Source organism: Streptomyces sp. GL_140 (assembly GCF_057834465.1).
In genome coordinates this window covers 5,125,247-5,143,334 of sequence record NZ_CM174404.1, presented here as the reverse complement: position 1 = coordinate 5,143,334, position 18,088 = coordinate 5,125,247, and the positions used below count along the sequence as shown (strand labels likewise).

The window sequence follows — 18,088 nt, the reverse complement described above, 5'->3', positions numbered from 1 at the left end:
TGAGGCCCTCGTGGCCAGTCATCGAAAGCCCAGGCAGCGCCCGCTTTCCGGCAGCACCGCACGGACCACCGTACGCACCACCGCCGCCACCCTCGCCCTCGCGGGCGCTGCCACCGCCACCGTGTTCGAAGGCACTTCCCAGGCCGACCCCCAGCCGACGCCCTCGCAGGTCAAGGCCGAGGTGGACCGGCTCTACGAGGAGGCCGAGACCGCGACCGAGCAGTACAACGGGGCGAAGGAGAAGGCGGACGAGGCGGAGCGCGCGCTCTCCGGACTCCAGGACGAGACCGCCCGCAAGACCGACCAGCTCAACACCGCCCGCGGCGCGCTCGGTTCGCTGGCCACCACCCAGTACCGCAACGGGACCCTGGGCGCCGCCGTCCAGCTGGCCATGTCCGACAGCCCCCAGGAGTACCTGGACCGGGCCACGCTCCTCGCGCACGCCGGCAGCCGCAACGCCGTGGAGATCGCCACCGTGCGCCGCAGGCTCGACGAGGTCGGACGCCTCAAGGAGCAGGCCTCCGGACGCCTCGCCGATCTGCGCGCCCGACAGGGCGAACTCTCCGGACACAAGGCCGAGATCGAGAAGAAGCTGACCACCGCGCAGCAACTGCTGGCCAAGCTCACCGCCGAGGAGCGAGCGGCCTACGAGGCCCACTCCGGCGGCAGCGCCCCCACCGGCGCGCAGACCCCGGCCCCGCCGCCCTCCGATGGCTCCCGCGCGGCCCGCGCGGTGGCGTTCGCCTACGGCGCGATCGGCAAGCCGTACGTATGGGGAGCGACGGGACCGGACTCGTACGACTGCTCGGGCCTGACCCAGGCGGCCTGGCGCGCGGCCGGGGTGTCCCTCCCCCGCACCACCTACACCCAGATCAACGCCGGGCAGCGGGTCTCCCGCGACCAGCTGGCCCCCGGCGACCTGGTGTTCTTCTACTCCGGGGTCACGCACGTCGGCATGTACATCGGCAATGGCCAGATGATCCACGCCCCGCGCCCCGGCTCGACGGTGCGCCTGGCCCCGGTGGACTCGATGCCCTGGGCCGGCGCGTCCCGCCCGGCGTGAGGGCCGCTCCGCCCTGAGGGCCGCTCCCGTCTGAGGGCCGCGCCCGCCCGGGGACCGCGCCCGCCCGGGGACCGCTACGGCGCCTTGACCACCGAGGTCAGCCAGCCGAAGGTCTGCGGCAGCTGCTTCGACCACGAGTCGAGATTGTGCCCGCCGGTGACCTTCTCCGCGTGCACCACCGTCGGGTTCTTCGCTATGGCCTTGAGGTCCGTGCCCGACAGGTAGCCGTCCTGTTCGGCCCCCGACATCCACAGCGCGACCGCCGGCGGCGCGGGCGCGGCCGTGAGCAGGTTCTTCAGGTTGTGGGTGCGCCGCATCTCCGGGTCCTGGGCCACCAGCGAAGTGGGCTCCTGGCCCGGGTCGTTGTAGCCGGACAGGGAGACGCCCGCGCTGTAGCGGTCGGGGTGCAGGATCGCCAGCTTGGCGGCGCAGTACGCGCCCGCCGAGTACCCGGCCACACCCCAGGTGCGGGCCTCGTCCGACGCCCGGAAGTTGTCGACGACCATCTTGCGGACATCGACGCTGAACCAGCTGTCGGCGTTGACCTTGCCGGGGATGTTGGCGCAGCCGGTGTCGCCGTTGCCCACCAGCATGGCGCGCGGCGAGACCAGGATGAAGGGCTGCACCTTGCCGGTCTTCATCAGCGGCTCCAGCACCTCGTGCGCCTTGAGCCCCTGGAACCAGGACTTGCCCGTGCCGGGTATGCCGGGTATCAGCTCGATCACCGGGAACTTCTTGTCCTTGAAGGCGGGGTCGTCGTACTGCGGCGGGAGCCACACCATGACGTCGCCCTTGACCCCGGAGATCTTGCCGCTGAGCTCGGTCTGCTTGACCCGGCCCCCGACCCCGTCGACCGGCTCGAACTTCTGGAGCACCTTCGGTTCCGCCTTGACCTCGGCGGCCTTCTTCCCGCCGAGCCCGTCCGCCCCCAGGTCGGGGGCGGCGGTGACGTACTTGCCGGTGCCCATCAGGTCGCCCCAGGAGGCGTAGAAGTTCATGTCCCGGTTCACCGCGATGAACACCAGGGCGACGGCGGTGACCTGCGCGAAGACCACCATCAGCCCGCGCGAGCCGACGCGTACGACGGCGGGGCCGCGCACCTTGCTCCACACGGCCAGGGGCAGGACGACGGCGATCACGGTGAGGGCGACCACCGTCAGGAAGAGGGGGGTCCCGGTCAGACTCATCACGCCACCCAAGAGGGCAGGGCGAGGCCGCCCGGTTGCTCCCCGCCCCTGCGTCGTGGATCACATGCGCTCGGGGCGAATCGGCTTGTACCAGGCCCTTTTTGGCCAAACGCGCTCAGATCAGACGGCGGGCCGTCGCCCAACGGGTCAGCTCGTGACGGTTGGACAGCTGGAGCTTCCTCAGGACCGCCGAGACGTGCGATTCGACCGTCTTGACCGAGATGAAGAGCTGCTTGGCGATCTCCTTGTACGCGTATCCGCGCGCGATCAGCCGGAGCACCTCGCGCTCGCGCTGGGTGAGGCGGTCCAGGTCCTCGTCGACCGGCGGGGCGTCCGTCGAGGCGAAGGCGTCGAGCACGAAGCCCGCCAGGCGCGGCGAGAACACCGCGTCCCCGTCCTGGACCCGGAAGACCGAATCCACCAGGTCGGTGCCGGTGATCGTCTTGGTGACATAGCCGCGCGCACCGCCCCGGATGACTCCGATGACGTCCTCGGCCGCGTCCGACACCGACAGCGCCAGGAACCGTACGGGGTCCTCGGCGGCCGACATCAACGGGGCGCAGCGGCGCAGCACCTCGACGCCGCCGCCGCCGGGCAGGTGCACGTCGAGGAGCACCACCTCGGGTCGGGTGGCGGTGATGACGGTGACGGCCTGGTCCACGTCGGCGGCTTCGCCGACGACCTCGACCCCGGTCCGCTCGGTCTCGCCGATCTCGGCCTGGACCCCCGTGCGGAACATCCGGTGGTCGTCGACGAGCACCACCCGGACCCTCCCCCGGCTACCGGCGGGGGTACCTCCGGGGCCTACCGCACCGGTGGTCGCGTTCGCGTTGTCCTCGGTCATGCTGTCTTCGCCGCCCTCTCCATCTCCAGCTCGACTTCCGTGCCGCCGTCGGGCGCGGACCGCAGCCGCGCGGTCCCGCCGTTGCGCTGCATCCGGCCGATGATCGATTCTCGTACGCCCATCCGGTCGTCCGGTACCGCGTCCATGTCGAAGCCCGGTCCGCGGTCCCTCACGGACACGAACACCCGCTGGCCCTCGACCTCCGCGAACACCTGGACGGGGCCGCCCTCGCCACCGTACTTGGCGGCGTTGACCATCGCCTCGCGCGCGGCCTGCATCTGTGCCGCCAGCTTCTCGTCGAGGGGGCAGTCGCCGACGACGACCACCTCGATGGGGACGCCGTGGTGGTCCTCGACCTCGGCGGCGGTCTTCTTCACCGCCTCGGCCAGTGTCGTCGGCTCCTCGTCCTCGTCCTTGCCGGTGCCCTCGGGCTTGTACAGCCAGTTGCGCAGCTCCCGCTCCTGGGCCCGCGCGAGGCGGCGTACCTCTCCGGAGTCCTCGGCGTTGCGCTGGATCAGGGTGAGGGTGTGCAGCACGGAGTCGTGGACGTGCGCGGCGACCTCGGCGCGCTCCTGGGCGCGGATGCGCATCAGGCGCTCCTCGGAGAGGTCCTGGGTCATCCGGATCAGCCAGGGTCCGGCGAGGAGGGCGACGCCGACGAGGACGGCGAGGGTGGCGGTCAGTACGTTGCCCAGCTGGGCGGCGGAGCCGCGGACGACGATGAAGACGGTCAGGCCGACGCCGACCAGGGCGACGCCCGCGAGCGCGCGGGCGGTCTGGAGCAGCCGGACGTGCCGGCCGGCCGCTTCGTTCCAGTGGGCGCGGCGGGCGTTGTCGGCCTGGCGCCAGACAAGGACCACACCGGCGCCGACCAGCAGGAGCGGCCACACGTACCGCCCGGAGGCGCCGCCGACCTGGACTTTGGAGATGAAGATGCCGGCGCCGACGAACAGCGCGATCAGCGCGGTGATCTGGCCCCGCTCGGGTTTGCGCAGCCGACGGGTGCCGTCGGGGAGGGTGTCGAAGTAGGAGCGGTGGCCGCTGCGGCCGCCGACCCCGAGCGGTACGAAGACCCAGAACGCGGCGTACAGCAGCACGCCGAGGCCGTCACCCCACATGAACAGGAGGAAGAAGGCGAGCCGGACCCAGATGACGGGCAGCCCGAGATGTCCGGCGAGTCCGCGCGCGACTCCGCCGAACACCCGGCCGTCGGCGCTGCGGTAGAGCTTGCGCGGCGGCGTCTCTTCGGAGTCGGGTGCGTACGGCGGGCGGGGGGCGGCTGCTACGGGCATGTCATCGATGGTCACACGCGCGCGGTGCCCGGGACATCAGGGCAGCCCCCCAGTTCTCTCGGGGGGATATCAGGGTTGTGCCAGGGTGGATCCTGATGCCCGCGGCGGCGGCGGGCCGTCACCATGGACGCATGACCGAAGTGCACGATTCCCCACCACCGGACGCAGGCTCCGATTCCGGTTCCGGCGCGGGCGCCGCAGCCGTCCCGCCGCCTGCCGAGCGCCCCGCCCTGCGCCGCAGTCGCCGCGACAAGGTGCTCGCGGGCGTCTGCGGCGGGCTGGGCCGGTACTTCGACCTGGATCCGGTGATCTTCCGGATCGTGCTCGGCGTCCTCGGGGTGACCGGCGGCGTCGGTCTGATCTTCTACGGATTCGCGTGGCTGCTGCTCCCCCAGGAGGGCGAGGAGGACAGCGAGGCGAAGAAGCTCCTGACGGGCCGCGTCGAGGGCGCGACCCTGGCGGCAGTGTTCGCCGCTCTGGTGGGCTGCGCCCTGTTCCTGTCGATGCTGGACAACGGCGGCCTGGCGGTCTTCTCCGTCCTGGCCGCCCTGGCGCTGGGCGGCGCGGCGTACTGGTCGCAGCACCACCGCAAGAACCTCGCGCCGGCCCCGGAGGAGAAGCCCGCCGCCGGCGCGGACTTCGTCTGGCCGGCGGCGACGCGCACCGGGCACCGGACCGCGCACAGCCCGGCGCCGCCCGAGACCCAGGCGCCGCCCTCGCCCGGCGGCCCGTCCTGGTGGCGGGACCCGCTGGTCAAGGACGGCACGACGGGGCCGGTCGGTTCGACGGGGTACCTGTGGGGCCCCGACGATTCGGCTTCGCCCACCCCGGGCGGTCCGGCGGCGGCCCCGGGCGGGGACCCCGTCCGCAGGGCTCCGCGCGGCGGCATCGGCGGCCGGGTGTTCGTGCTGGCCCTGCTGGCCGCGGGCATCTCCACCGCCTCGGTCTGGGACGGCAGCACCCTGAGCCATGCGCTCCAGGTCGGTTTCGCCGCCGCCCTCGCCGTCTTCGGTCTCGGGCTCGCGGTGAGCTCGGTCAAGGGCCGCACCGGATTCGGCACCGTGCTGCTCTCGGTGATCACGGCCGGGCTGCTGGCGGGGGCGGTCGCGCTGCCCAAGGAGATCGGCACCGACTGGCACGAGGTGACCTGGCACCCGGCCGCGGTGTCCGATGTGGCCCCGCGGTACGAGGCGGGCACCGGGCTCGCCACCTTGGACCTGAGCCGCCTGAGCGTCCCCAAGGGCACCACCCTGCCCGTCAACGCCTCCATCGAGGCGGGCCGGCTGCGGGTGGTCCTGCCGAGCGGGGCCACCGCGAAGGGAGAGGTCACGATCAAGCTGGGCGACATCCAGATGCCCGGCGATCACGGCAACCAGATACGCATCAAGAACGACGGGGAGACCCGGCAGGTGACCCTGGTGCCCTCCCCCGGCGCCGAGCCCGGCGGAACGATCGAGCTGCACCTGAGCGCGGGTGTGGGACAGGTGGAGGTGGACCGTGCGGACTCATGAGTTCAAGCCGGGAAGGCTGATCGCGGGCCTGGTCCTGATGGCCGCCGGCGTGCTCTACCTGCTCGGCGCGGCCGGGCAGGCCGACCCGCCGTGGTTCCTCGTCCTGCTGATGACCCTGGGCGGGTTCTCGTTCGCCGCGGTGGTGGGTCTGGTGACCTATGCCGTGCGCCGCGACCGGCGCGACCGGATCGGGGAGACCCACGGGCCCGGCGGAAGGTGATGTCACGCCCATCATGACAGGTCAGAGGGTGTTTTCGTAGGACGAAGGGCACAGGTGGGCAGCCTTGTCCGGCTCTCTGCGGGACCCCCAGAATCTCCGTCATGGATCACTCGGGGAAAGTCGATCAGGACGACGTCGTTCGGGCACGCAATGTGCTGCTCTCGTCGGGGCGCCTCCATCCGCGGGAGAAGGTGGACGCCTACCGGGTACTCGCCCAGGTCAGCCCCGCCGCCTACCTGCCCCTCCTGGCCAAGGCCCTGCAACACCTGAGTTACGAGGGCGGCAGAGCGCATCCGGCCGCTCTTGCGCTGTGCGAGGAGGCGGTGGCCGCGGCGCGGTCCATCGATCCGGCCGAACCCGCCCGTGCGGATGTCCTGTACGAGGCCCTCGACACCTGCCAGCGCGAGCTGTACGGCGCGGGCCGTCGCGGCGAAGGGCTCGCCATGCGCGCCGAGATGCTCGCCATCGGCCGCGCACAGGCCGAACTGTCCGGGCAGCCCGTGGTCGCGGGGCTGAGCAGGTGGGCGACCGGTCTCTCCGAGGAAGGCCGCCATGCCGAGGCCGCCGATGCCATGACCGAGCTGGTCGCGGCGCTCCTGCCCGACGGGCCCCGGAGCGGCGCTCTCGCCTGGTCGCTCCTGAAGTGGATCGCCGTTCTCCATGACGCCGGCCGGTCCGAAGAGGCCCTCGCCGCGTTCGAGACGCTCGTCGGCGTACAGGCCGCCGAGGCCGCAAGGGACCGCGACCGGATGATCGGCCATCTCCACACGCTCATCGGGTACGCGCGGATGCTCGACACCCACGACCGGGGTGAACGGGCAGGCCTCGTAAGGCAGGAGGCACTCGCCCTGCTCACGGAGTTGGCCGGTAGCGGTGAGCGGAACTCCGGGGGCGGCTACGAGTCGTCGCTCTGGGCGGTGCTGCTGTTCTTGCCCGGCGCCGGAAGCGACCGCCCCACGCCCGGTGAACCGCGTCCGCCTTCGGGGGCGGATCCCATGGACTGGTCGCGCGACGTCAAGCAGCGCTACTTCGACAGCCGTGATGCCCTGCGCGAAGAGGTGGACGCCCTCGCTGCGCGAGCCGTCGAGGACCCGGACCTGCACCTCGCCGAACTGGTCCGGCTGCACCGGGTCCTCACCGTCCGCTCCACCGTCTACTGGCAGACCAAAACCCACCTGTTCGCCGAGCGGATGCGCCCCCTCTTCGACGAGGGAGTGGACCTGGCCCGCAGGCTGTCCCTGCACGACCCGGCAGCCGGAACGCGGACACTGGCGGGCAACCTGATCGACCGGTCGACCTTCCACATCACCGTCGGCGAGCTGGGACCCGCCCTGGACGACTTCCACGAGGCACTGTCCCACCGAGAAGAGGCGACCTGACCGAACCGATCCCTCAGTCGGCAGCCACCCGCCGCCTGCTCCCGATCAGAGCGTCCAGCGACCACAGGGGCGCCCCGGCGAGGACCAGCGGGAGCCAGGCCATCAGGTAGACGAGGTCGTTGCCGTAGTAGTACGGGGTCACCGCCCAGGACACCGTGAGCCACAGGCTGAGCGAGATCAGTGCCCCGCCGATGGCCGCGAGCCGGGTCAGCAGGCCGGCCAGGACGCCCAGGCCCACCAGGAGTTCCCCGATCGCCAGGGCGACGGCGAAGCCGACGGGCGCCTTCAGGGACAGGTCCACCAGGGCCGGGATCGCGGAGGTGTCGCGCACCCCGCGCATCAGCTCGCCGATGGAGCCGTCGCCGGTGGCGGAGAGGAACGCGGAGTCGGTCAGCTTGTCCAGGCCCGCGTAGACGAAGGTCACGCCGAGGAAGATCCGCAGGGGCAGCAGCGCGTGGCGGGCGGCGACCGCGCGCAGGCCCACGGGCTCGTCGGCGCGCGCGCCGGAAGGGACGTCAGTTCGGGTCACGCGACATGTGTACCCGCTTCACTCGGCCACGTCGATGGTGCACCGGTTGGATTCCACTCCGGCGGCGGTCACCACCTGGATCTCGATGCGTCCGGGTTCCACTTCCGCCGGCACCGGGACGGTCAGCACCGCGTCGGACGGATTGGTGAAACCGCCCGCCACCGGGACCAGCGGCACGTGCACGTGGACCGCCCCGACCCGGACCACCAGCCGGGCCAGCATCTCCGGCGTCTGCGCCCCGGGCGGCACGAAGCCGACGCCCCGGATCTCGATGTCGTCCCCGGGACGGATCGCCGCGTCCAGGTCCCCGGGCTCGCGTCTGCGCACCACCGAAAGCACCAGCGGGCGGCTGCCCTCGGAGTACTTGGCCGCCAGGTACACGGCCGCCGACAGCGCCACCAGCAGCGCGAGCGCCCACGGCAGTTGCGGCAGCCGGTCCGGGAAGCGGGCCAGGGACACGGCCGCGAAGGCCAGTACCACCGTGGAGACCAGTACGTACTGCGCGTCCGGGAAGGAGCCCCGGCCCGCGTCGTCCGTCAGCAGGTCGGCCCCGCGCGGCCGGTCCGCCGGCAGCTTCTGCAGCCGCTGCCCCATGATCCGTACGGAGACCACGCGGCGCACGAGCACCGCGACCGCCGAGGTCAGCGCGAGCACCGCCAGCAGCGGCAGGGCCCGCCCGAGCGCGAGGCCCGCGTACAGGGCCTGGCGTTCCGGTCCGGGCTCGGAGGCCGCGAGCCGCAGCGCGGGGAGCAGCGTCGCGAAGGCGGTGAGGACCAGCCAGGCGCTGGGCACCGCCTTCGAGGTGGAGAGCCGGTTGTCCTCGCCGACCAGCGGGGCCAGCAGCCCGCCCCGCAGGGTCTGCGCGCGGGCCGCCACGGTCAGCAGGGCGGCCAGCACGAGCGCGGCCAGCAGTGCGGCGGTGCGCGCGGTGGACCAGCCAGTGCCGAGCGCGGTGCCGACCTGGACGACGAGGAGCACTCCTGCGGCGATCCACACGGCGAGCACGGCCCGCCGCGAGAGCAGGTAGAGCCAGGAGTGCCCGGCTTCCCGCCCACGGTCGGCGACCGTCCGGGCGGACAGGGTCAGTTCGTCGGAAACCCACTGCCGGGAGGCCCCGAGCGAGTGGGCCACCGCGGCGGGCAGCCCCTGCCCGGCGGCGAACTCGTCGCGCTTCTCCAGGAACGCGGCGACGGCTCGCCGGTGCCCTTCGCGCGCCCCGTGCGGGCAGTCCTCACAGGTGCAGCTGCCGCCATGGGTGGGTCGGGAGATCTCTTGGACAGCCACGAACGTGCCGCCTCTCTGAACTACGGTGCAATGCCAGCGAATTGTGCACCACTGCGGCAGTGTTCCGGATTGCGCACGATGTCAGAGCAGGTGATTAACCGTTCATGATGTTGACGCCACCTCTTCCAGCAGCGGCTGACAGTTCGCCCAGGCCGCCAGATCGGACCCGAACCGCTCCCGGGTGGCGAGCGCGCCGTGATGGCCGATGAGCACGGGTTTCCCGGCCGCCCGCGCGATCAGCTGCACCTGCGCGGCCCGTTCCGCCGCGATGAACCACCAGGCCGCGGCCTCCACCGAGCCGCCCACCGTCAGCAGCCCGTGGTTGCGCAGGACCAGCGCCTTGTACGGGCCCAGCGCGTCCGCGATCCGGCCGGCGTCCCCGGCGGGGGCGTACTCGTCGAGGAGCGCGTGGTCCTCGTAGAAGGCGCAGGCCTCCTGCGTGATCGGGGCCAGCAGTTCACCGAGGGCCGCGAGCGCCCTGCCGTACGGGGCCTGCGTGCGCACGACGGCCACCACGGAGGGCCGGGCCCGGTGGACGGCGGCGTGCACGGCGAAGGCCAGCTGGTTGACCCGGCGCTCCCCCTGGCGGACCCGGCCCTCCCCGTCGACCAGCAGCAGGTCCTGGGGGCCGAGGGCCCCGAAGGGCCGGCCGAAGGGGTTGACCCAGTAGCAGTCCTCGAACTCCGGGTCCCGCACGGTGACGTGCCCGCCCACCCCGTCCTCGTACCCGAGCCGCCCCAGCAGCCGCAGCACCCCGGCGAGCCGCTCCTTGCGGTGCGCGCGCTCCTCGGCGGCGGTGGCGAACACCGGCGGCATCTCGAAGCCCAGCCGCTCGGCGGGCACGGGTGCGGGCGGGAGTGCGACTGCGCGTGCCGGCTGCTCGGCCATGGCCCCTCCTTCAAGGTCGCGGCGCAAGGTACCGGCGAGCGGCCGAAGAGGCCATACATGCGGCGAGGCCGCCGCTCCCTGCCCGGGAGCGGCGGCCTCGTCACATGCTGCGGAAGGTGGGGACTACTCCCACTCGATGGTGCCCGGGGGCTTGCTCGTGCAGTCCAGGACCACACGGTTCACGTCCGGCACCTCGTTGGTGATCCGGGTGGAGATCTTGGCGAGCACCTCGTACGGCATGCGCGTCCAGTCCGCGGTCATCGCGTCCTCGGAGGAGACGGGGCGCAGCACGATCGGGTGGCCGTAGGTGCGGCCGTCGCCCTGGACGCCGACGCTGCGGACGTCCGCGAGCAGGACGACCGGGCACTGCCAGATCTCGCGGTCCAGGCCGGCCGCGGTGAGCTCGTGGCGGGCGATGGCGTCGGCCTCGCGGAGCAGGTCCAGGCGCTCCTTGGTGACCTCGCCGACGATGCGGATGCCCAGGCCGGGGCCCGGGAACGGCTGGCGCTGGACGATCTCGGCGGGCAGGCCGAGCTCCTGGCCGACCATCCGGACCTCGTCCTTGAACAGCTGGCGCAGCGGCTCGACGAGCTCGAACTCGATGTCGTCGGGGAGCCCGCCCACGTTGTGGTGGGACTTGATGTTCGCGGTGCCGGTGCCGCCGCCGGACTCGACGACGTCCGGGTACAGGGTGCCCTGGACGAGGAAGGCGACCGCGGGGCCGTCCTCCTGGAGGATCTCCAGCTGGGCCTGCTCGAAGACGCGGATGAACTCGCGGCCGATGATCTTGCGCTTGGTCTCCGGGTCGGAGACCCCGGCCAGCGCGTTCAGGAAGCGCTCCTGGGCGTCGACGACCTTCAGTCGCGCGCCGGTCGCGGCGACGAAGTCCTTCTCGACCTGCTCGGTCTCGCCCTTGCGCATCAGACCGTGGTCGACGTAGACGCAGGTGAGCTGCGAGCCGATGGCCTTCTGCACGAGCGCCGCGGCCACGGCGGAGTCCACGCCGCCGGAGAGGCCGCAGATGGCGCGCTTGTCGCCGACCTGCTCGCGGATGAGCGCGACCTGCTCCTCGACGATGTTGCCGGTGGTCCAGGTGGGGGCCAGGCCCGCGCCGCGGTAGAGGAAGTGCTCCAGGATCTGCTGGCCGTGCGTGGAGTGCATCACCTCGGGGTGGTACTGCACGCCGTAGAGCTTCTTCTCGTCGTTCTCGAAGGCCGCGACCGGTACGACGTCGGTCGACGCGGTGACGGTGAAGCCCTCGGGAGCGGCGGAGCAGGCGTCGCCGTGGGACATCCACACCGACTGGTTCTCGGGGGTGCCCTCGAAGAGGGTGGAGCCGGCCTTGGAGACGGCCAGCGGGGTGCGGCCGTACTCGCGGGAGCCGGTGTTGTCGACGGTGCCGCCGAGGGTGACCGCCATCAGCTGGAAGCCGTAGCACATGCCGAAGACGGGGATGCCGGCCTCGAAGAGGGCGCGGTCGAGCTGGGGGGCGCCTTCCTCGTACACGGAGGACGGGCCGCCGGAGAGGATGATCGCCTTGGGGTTCTTGGCGAGCATCTCGGCCACGGGCATCGTGCTGGGCACGATCTCCGAGTAGACCCGTGCCTCGCGGACTCGGCGGGCGATGAGCTGGGCGTACTGGGCACCGAAGTCGACGACGAGAACCGTGTCCGGAGCGCTGTCGTGGGTGGCGGAGATGGCTTCAGGCACGGGGCAGGCCTTCCGGCGGAAGAGGGGGTTGTTTTGTCGATTCTAACGGGGGACGGGTGGGCCTCTTCGTCTCACCATCCGAACCTGCTTGGTCCGGAGCGGCACAGAGGGCCATAATCCGTTCCATGCGCAAGCAGCTGAGCTTCCTCTTTACCTATGGCACCGGCCGGTCCGGTCGCCATGGGTCATCGTGATGCTCGCTTGAGCCACTGACTTCCAAGAGCGCCCCGGTCCGGACAGGACCGGGGCGCTCTGGCGTTCCGCTCCTGCCGGGCAAGATCACCACACGACCAGCAGGAGAAGAGACCATGAGCGTCACCACCACCCCCGAGCAGCTGATCGCCGACTCCCGCGAGCGGATCGACGCCCTCGACGACCGGATCATCGGGCTGATCCAGGAGCGGATGGCCGTCTCGACCGTCATCCAGGAGGCCCGGATCGAGTCGGGCGGGCGCCGGGTGCACCTGTCCCGGGAGATGGAGGTGCTGGGCCACTGGAGCGACGCCCTCGGCAAGCCCGGCACCACCCTCGCCATGACCCTGCTGGAGCTGTGCCGCGGCCGCGTCTGAGGCCGCGGGTTCCCGTGACGCGTGTTCGTCACCCGTCCGGACCGTGACCGCCCCCGAGGCCCTTCGTTGATGCGGGTGTCCGTGCCAGCCAGGCGCGGAACCGCAACACCACGCGTGGCTCCGCTGGAGCGATGAGACGTGCGCACTGTGGAGCGCGCGTCGTGGGACCTCGCTCCTTCGCGTGACCGGACGGCAGGGGACAGCAGCCCGGTCACCCCATGGAAGGACGGCCGGCCCGGGGGACGCCCCGGGTCGGCCGTTCTTCTTTTCCACGGCGCTACGGAGCTACGCGCGCGCGGCGGCCCTGCGGCGGAAGGCCACGAACAGCGCGCCACCGGCGGCGACGAGCACCGCTCCGCCGATCGCGATCGGGCCGGCGGTGCTGCCGGTGGAGGCCAGGCCACCGTTGGGCTTGGCGTTGTTGCCCGCGCCCGCAGCGGCCGAGGCGGAGGCGCTCGGGGTCGGGCCCGGCGTACCGGTGCTCGCGCTCGGACCCGGGGTCGGCGTGGTGGTGCCGCCCTTGGCGTTGATCACGAAGGCGGCCCGGTTGTTGTCGTGGTTCGAGTCCCAGCCCTGCGGCTCGGTCGAGCCGCCCCGCCACTGACCGGTCGTGACCGAACCCTTGGCGTCCTCGACGACCTTCTCGATCTTCAGCTCGAACGGGTAGCCGACCTTCTCCTTCTCCCCGACCTCGTTGGAGGACGCGCAGGTGTAGCGCGGGGCGCCCAGCTGCTCCTCGCGGTAGCTGCCGTCCGCGTTGACGCCGGTGCAGTACTTCGCGACCTTGGTGACCTTCGCGCCGGCCGGGATCACGATGTCCGTGACGGTCACGCTCTCACCGGAGCGGAGGTAGGCGACCCACGCCGGACCGTTGTTCTGGAAGCCCAGGTTCGCCTTGACCGTCTCGCCCGCCTTGCCCTTGAGGGAGACCGGGGTGGCCGCGAGGTCGGCGGTGTTCGTCACGTGGAGGTCGAACTCGCGGTAGTTGTCCTGCGGGTCCAGATCCGCGGAGAGCCGCGCGGTCTTGGCCGGCCGCTCCTTGAGCGTCAGCTTCTTGCCCGTCTGCTGCTTCGTGGACGCCCCCGGGAACTTCGGCTCCCCGCCCTTCTCGTACACCGCGTAGGTCAGGCCTTCGAAGAGGCCGTGCGCGGCGGCCTTGAGGGTCAGCGGGTCGGTCTCGTAGACCAGGCCCGCCTTGATCTCGTCGTCGACGGTGCAGACCGTGGTGCCGTCCTGCCAGGGGTTCTGCCCCGACCCGTCGCCGCCGTAGGAGCAGTTGTCGTAGCGCTCGACGAGGCCCAGGCCGTGGGTGTTGTGCACGACCAGGGACAGGCCCCGAGCGGACTCGGTGCCGGTGTTCGAGACGACGATCGGCAGGGACTGCGTCCCGCCGGGCTTCATCTCCTCCTTGAGCCCGGCGTCCGCCAGCACCAGGTCGGGACCGCCCACCTTGACCTTGGTGGTGGCCGACCGGAAGCCGGCCCCCTTGGCCGTGCCGGTCATCGTCAGGTCGACGCTCGTACCGAGCTTGGCGTCCTTGGCCGCGCTCACGTACAGCGCCGCGACCGTCCTGTCCCGCGGCCAGAGGTAGTTGTCCGTGCACGTGACCGCGGTGTCGGTCACCTTGCAGTCGGCGGTGGCCCCGTGTTCCTTGTTCAGCGAGACGTCGGCGACGCCCTTGAGCCTGGTCAGGTCGATCGTGAAGGTGACCGGCCCGTCGAAGACCTCCGACATCGGGCTGTCGAGCCGGAAGTCGACGGTCGTCCTCTGCGCCTCACCGCCCTGGGCGGGGTACGGCCTCAGTCCGATCGCGGACGGCGCGGTGAGGGTGAAGACGGGGTCCGCGGCCTTCGCGGGGGTGGTGGCCAGTCCGACGGCCACCAGGCCGCAGGCGGCCAGCAGGGAGATGCGCTTTCTCATGCCCCCTTGACCATCGAACACCCGTCGCAGTTGCACATCTTCCTGTGTGACGGAGACCACAGACGTGAGTCCCGGATTCCGGTACAACCATCAAGCTTGAACATCTGTCACTTATGTACCGCGGTGGGGACGGCGCTCGGAGGGGGAGCGCCGTCCCCACCGCGTTTTTCGTTCCGCTCTCACGGCGCCGGTTCCGGCGCCCCGGCGCGCGGCGGGATCTCCGGGACCGCCAGGAACGGCAGGCGCAGCGCCCCGAAGGCCTCCTTCGGGACCGCCGGCCGGGCCGGTTCCACCGCCGACAGGCGGGCATAGGCCGCGCCCTGCTCCGGGCGCGAGTCGTGCTCGCCCTTGTTCGGCCAGTAGGACATCGCCCGTTCCGCCTGCGCGGTGATGGTCAGCGAGGGGTTGACCCCGAGGTTCGCGGAGACCGCCGAGCCGTCCACCACCGAGATGCCCGGGTGCCCGTAGAGCCGGTGGTACGGGTCGACCACGCCCTCCTCGGGCGAGGCACCGATCGGGCAGCCGCCGAGGAAATGGGCCGTCAGCGGAGTGCCCATCAGCTCGCCCACGTTACTGCCCGCAAATCCGTTGATTTCCTCCGCGAGCAGCGTCGCCGCCTGAGTGGCCTCGGCGATCTGTACCGGATTGGGCGCTCCGTGGCCCTGGCGGGCGGTGAGCAGGCCCTTCCCGAGCCCGCCTGGCTTGCGGTAGGTGGTCAGGGAATTGTCGAGCGACTGCATGACCAGACCGATGATGGTCCGCTCCGACCAGCGCCGGTTGGAGAGCGAGCGCAGCAGCTGCACCGGATGCTTGGCGGTGCGCCCGAACCAGGCCCGGACCCGGTGCGGGGAGTACGGCACCTGGAGGATCGTCATGAACCCCATGGCGTTGGAGCCCTTGCCGTAGCGCACCGGCTCGATGTGCGTGTCGGCGTTGGGGTGCACGGAGGAGGTGATGGCCACGCCCCGGGTGAAGTCCGCGCGCCTGTCCTTGCCGTGCCGCTTGCGGTAGCGCCGGTCATCGGTCTGAGCGCCTACGAGGCCTTCGGAGTTGGTCCGGGTCAGATCCCCGAGCCGGTCCGACAGGCGGGGAAGCTCGCCGAGGTCCTTCATCGTGTGCAGCAGGGTCTGGGTGCCGTACGTGCCCGCCGCGACGACCACGTAGCGGGCGCGCAGCACCTTGGCCTTGCCGCGGCGGCGGCCGTCGGTGGGGACCGTGCGGACGCGGTGGCCTCCGGCCGGGTCCTCGGAGAGGGCGGTGACGGTCGTCATCGGGTGGATGACGGCGCCGGCCCGCTCGGCGAGGTGGAGGTAGTTCTCATTGAGGGTGTTCTTCGCGCCGTGCCGGCAGCCGGTCATGCACTCGCCGCACTCGGTGCACGCCTTGCGGGCGGGGCCGGCGCCGCCGAAGTAGGGGTCGGCGACCTCGTCCCCGGGCCGGACCTTGGCCTGGTCCTCGCCGTCGTCCCCGTCCCCGAAGAAGACGCCGACCGGGGCCATGTGGAAGGAGTCGGCGACGCCCATCACGGCGGCGGCCGCCTTGAGGTGCACGTCGGAGGGGGTCATCGTCGGGTTCAGCCGCACCCCCAGCATCCGCTTGGCCTGGTCGTAGTAGGGGGCGAGTTCCGCGTGCCAGTCCGTGATGGACGCCCACTGCCGGTCCTCGAAGAAGGGGGTGGGCGGGACGTACAGGGTGTTGGCGTAGTTGAGCGAGCCGCCGCCCACGCCGGCTCCCGCGAGCACCATCACGTTGCCGAGGAGGTGGATGCGCTGGATCCCGTACAGGCCGAGGGCCGGGGCCCACAGGTAGTTGCGGATGTCCCAGCTGTTCCTCGGCAGGCTCTCGCGGGTGAAACGGCGGCCCGCCTCCAGGACGCCGACCCGGTAGCCCTTCTCGGTGAGCCGCAGTGCCGAGACCGACCCTCCGAAGCCCGATCCGATGACGATGACGTCGTAGTCGTACACGTCTTCGTCTGTGTCTGCCTCTGCGTCGTCGTACGACACTGCGGTGCCTCCCCAACGGATCGGACTAGCGGACCAGCGGACTAGCGGAGTCGGAGCGCCTTCATGACCTTGAGGCTGCGGGTCATGAAGGCCGCGTACTTCTCGTCGTCCATGCCCAGCGAGGGCCCCATCGGCAGCAGCCGCTGGTGGGCGACGGTCTGGGCCTCGGTGTACTTGAGGATGCCCTCGGAGCCGTGGCGGCGGCCGAGGCCCGAGTCCTTCATGCCGCCCATGGGGGCGGCGGCGCTGCCGTAGGCGGGGGCGTAGCCCTCGTTGATGTTCACGGTGCCGGTGCGCAGGCGGGCGGCGACGGCGTGGCCGCGGCGGGAGTCCTTCGTCCAGACGCTGGAGTTCAGGCCGTAGGACGTCCCGTTGGCCTGGGCGATCACCTCGTCCTCGTCGGTGAAGCGGTAGACGGAGACCACCGGGCCGAAAGTCTCCTCCCCGCACACCGCCATGGGCGCCTCGACGCCTTCGAGGATGGTCGGCTCGTAGAAGAGCGGGCCGATGTCGGGGCGGGCGACGCCGCCCGCGACGAGGGTGGCGCCCTTGGCCACGGCCTCGTCCACGTGCCTCGTCACGGATTCCAGCTGGCGCTCGCCGGCCAGGGAGCCCATCTCCGCGCCGTAGGCGAGGGAGGCGCCCAGCCGCATGGCCTTGGTGCGGGCGGCGAAGCGGGCGATGAACTCGTCGGCGATCGAGGCGTGCACGTACAGGCGCTCGATGGAGATGCAGAGCTGGCCCGCGGAGGAGAAGCAGGCGCGGACGGCGCCTGCGGCGGCCTTCTCCACGTCGGCGTCGCGCAGGACGAGCATGGCGTTCTTGCCGCCGAGTTCGAGCGAGACTCCGACCAGGCGGGCGGCCGCGCCCTGGGCGACCTCGCGGCCGGTACGCGTGGAGCCGGTGAACGAAACGTAGTCGGCGTGGCGGACCACCTCGGGGCCGACGACCGGGCCCTCGCCGAGGACGATCTGGAACACCTCCGCCGGGAGCCCCGCCTCGATCATCAGGTCGCGGGCCCACAGCGCGCTGAGCGCGGTCTCGGTGTCGGGCTTCATCACGACGGCGTTGCCCGCGACGAAGGCGGGCAGGGCGTCGCCGATGGACAGCTCGAAGGGGTAGTTCCAGGGGGCGATCTGGCCGACGACCCCGCGCGGCTGGCGCAGCTCGGTGACCTTGGTGAGGGTGGGCATGGCGCCCGTGTGGCCCTTGGGGCGCAGGTACGAGGGTGCCTTGCGGCCGTAGTGGCGCGCGGAGATGGCGACGGCCTGGACCTCTTCGTGGGCGTGCAGACGGGCCTTGCCGGTCTCCAGCTGGATCAGGTCGAGCACCTCGGCCTGGCGCGAAAGGACCAGGTCGTGGAAGCGCAGCAGTACGGCGGCCCGTGCGCGGACCGGCACGGCGGCCCAGGCGGACTGCGCGGCGCGGGCCCTGGTGAAGGCCTCGGCCACCTCCTCGGGGGTGGCTTCCGGGAGGTCCGCGAGCTTGTCGCCCGTGAAGGGGCTGTGGTTGGCGGTGCGGCCGGAGCCGGCCACGCCACGAATCAGCCGGGCGACCAGTTCGGGGGTCACCACGTCGGCGGCGCTCCGGGCGCCGGCCGGGGCGGGGGCGACCGGGTTGGTGGGCTGCGGGGCGCTGCGGAGGGCCGGGGCCTGCGTGTCCGTCATGCCGGTGAGCGTATTGCGCCCG

At 71.8% G+C, this 18,088-nt stretch carries 15 protein-coding genes; 5 read left to right on the top strand and 10 right to left on the bottom strand.

Going from position 1 to position 18,088, the window contains the following annotated elements:
* Positions 1 to 10 precede the first annotated feature (10 nt).
* On the top strand, positions 11 to 1,063 hold the full coding sequence (locus AC3IYJ_RS23975) for a C40 family peptidase (protein ID WP_489396804.1): 1,053 nt from the start codon (positions 11 to 13) through the stop codon (positions 1,061 to 1,063).
* Between the two features lie 74 nt (positions 1,064 to 1,137).
* Here AC3IYJ_RS23975 and AC3IYJ_RS23970 read toward each other — a convergent pair whose 3' ends face one another.
* The 3 genes from AC3IYJ_RS23970 to AC3IYJ_RS23960 all read right to left on the bottom strand — a co-directional run bounded on the left by AC3IYJ_RS23970 (position 1,138) and on the right by AC3IYJ_RS23960 (position 4,386).
* Entirely contained in the window at positions 1,138 to 2,250 is a 1,113-nt protein-coding gene (locus AC3IYJ_RS23970) for an alpha/beta hydrolase (RefSeq protein ID WP_489396803.1), read from the bottom strand.
* A 115-nt stretch (positions 2,251 to 2,365) separates the two neighbouring features.
* A complete protein-coding gene (locus AC3IYJ_RS23965) occupies positions 2,366 to 3,094 on the bottom strand; it encodes a LuxR C-terminal-related transcriptional regulator (protein WP_489396802.1) in 729 nt (242 codons plus the stop codon).
* Positions 3,091 to 4,386 (bottom strand): ATP-binding protein, encoded by a 1,296-nt coding sequence (locus tag AC3IYJ_RS23960; protein ID WP_489396801.1) that lies wholly within the window; start codon positions 4,384 to 4,386, stop codon positions 3,091 to 3,093. Before AC3IYJ_RS23960 ends, AC3IYJ_RS23965 begins: the two co-directional genes overlap by 4 nt.
* 131 nt (positions 4,387 to 4,517) lie before the next feature.
* Between AC3IYJ_RS23960 and AC3IYJ_RS23955 the strand changes: the two genes are divergently transcribed.
* The 3 genes from AC3IYJ_RS23955 to AC3IYJ_RS23945 all read left to right on the top strand — a co-directional run bounded on the left by AC3IYJ_RS23955 (position 4,518) and on the right by AC3IYJ_RS23945 (position 7,496).
* Positions 4,518 to 5,897, top strand: coding sequence for a PspC domain-containing protein (locus AC3IYJ_RS23955; RefSeq protein ID WP_489396800.1), 1,380 nt, complete (start codon positions 4,518 to 4,520; stop codon positions 5,895 to 5,897).
* Entirely contained in the window at positions 5,884 to 6,117 is a 234-nt protein-coding gene (locus AC3IYJ_RS23950) for a hypothetical protein (protein WP_489396799.1), read from the top strand. Before AC3IYJ_RS23955 ends, AC3IYJ_RS23950 begins: the two co-directional genes overlap by 14 nt.
* A gap of 101 nt (positions 6,118 to 6,218) precedes the next feature.
* Positions 6,219 to 7,496 carry a hypothetical protein gene (locus tag AC3IYJ_RS23945; RefSeq protein WP_489396798.1) on the top strand — a complete coding sequence of 426 codons (1,278 nt, stop codon included), beginning with the start codon at positions 6,219 to 6,221 and terminating at the stop codon, positions 7,494 to 7,496.
* A gap of 13 nt (positions 7,497 to 7,509) precedes the next feature.
* Here the strand turns inward: AC3IYJ_RS23945 and AC3IYJ_RS23940 are convergent, their stop codons facing one another.
* From AC3IYJ_RS23940 to guaA, 4 genes are all read right to left on the bottom strand, one after another.
* Positions 7,510 to 8,025: a DoxX family protein gene (locus AC3IYJ_RS23940; protein WP_489396797.1), complete on the bottom strand. Its 516-nt coding sequence runs from the start codon at positions 8,023 to 8,025 to the stop codon at positions 7,510 to 7,512.
* Between the two features lie 18 nt (positions 8,026 to 8,043).
* The gene (locus tag AC3IYJ_RS23935) at positions 8,044 to 9,309 is read right to left on the bottom strand and encodes a hypothetical protein (RefSeq protein WP_489396796.1); all 1,266 of its coding nucleotides are present in this window, start codon (positions 9,307 to 9,309) and stop codon (positions 8,044 to 8,046) included.
* 102 nt (positions 9,310 to 9,411) lie between these two features.
* A complete protein-coding gene (locus AC3IYJ_RS23930) occupies positions 9,412 to 10,197 on the bottom strand; it encodes a class II aldolase/adducin family protein (RefSeq protein ID WP_489396795.1) in 786 nt (261 codons plus the stop codon).
* A gap of 123 nt (positions 10,198 to 10,320) precedes the next feature.
* Positions 10,321 to 11,907, bottom strand: coding sequence for a glutamine-hydrolyzing GMP synthase (gene guaA / locus AC3IYJ_RS23925; protein ID WP_489396794.1), 1,587 nt, complete (start codon positions 11,905 to 11,907; stop codon positions 10,321 to 10,323).
* A gap of 308 nt (positions 11,908 to 12,215) precedes the next feature.
* Here guaA and AC3IYJ_RS23920 point away from each other — a divergent pair, with 308 nt between their 5' ends.
* Positions 12,216 to 12,476, top strand: a complete 261-nt coding sequence (locus tag AC3IYJ_RS23920; RefSeq protein WP_489396793.1) for a chorismate mutase — start codon at positions 12,216 to 12,218, stop codon at positions 12,474 to 12,476.
* Positions 12,477 to 12,761: 285 nt separating this feature from the next.
* On the opposite strand, the gene AC3IYJ_RS23915 is transcribed toward AC3IYJ_RS23920, so the two are convergent.
* From AC3IYJ_RS23915 to AC3IYJ_RS23905, 3 genes are all read right to left on the bottom strand, one after another.
* Complete coding sequence (locus AC3IYJ_RS23915; RefSeq protein WP_489396792.1) at positions 12,762 to 14,396, bottom strand: hypothetical protein; 1,635 nt, start codon at positions 14,394 to 14,396, stop codon at positions 12,762 to 12,764.
* A 179-nt stretch (positions 14,397 to 14,575) separates the two neighbouring features.
* Positions 14,576 to 16,399, bottom strand: a complete 1,824-nt coding sequence (locus tag AC3IYJ_RS23910) for a GMC oxidoreductase (protein ID WP_489396791.1) — start codon at positions 16,397 to 16,399, stop codon at positions 14,576 to 14,578.
* Positions 16,400 to 16,440: 41 nt separating this feature from the next.
* The gene (locus tag AC3IYJ_RS23905) at positions 16,441 to 18,066 is read right to left on the bottom strand and encodes a succinic semialdehyde dehydrogenase (protein ID WP_489396790.1); all 1,626 of its coding nucleotides are present in this window, start codon (positions 18,064 to 18,066) and stop codon (positions 16,441 to 16,443) included.
* Positions 18,067 to 18,088: the final 22 nt, after the last annotated feature.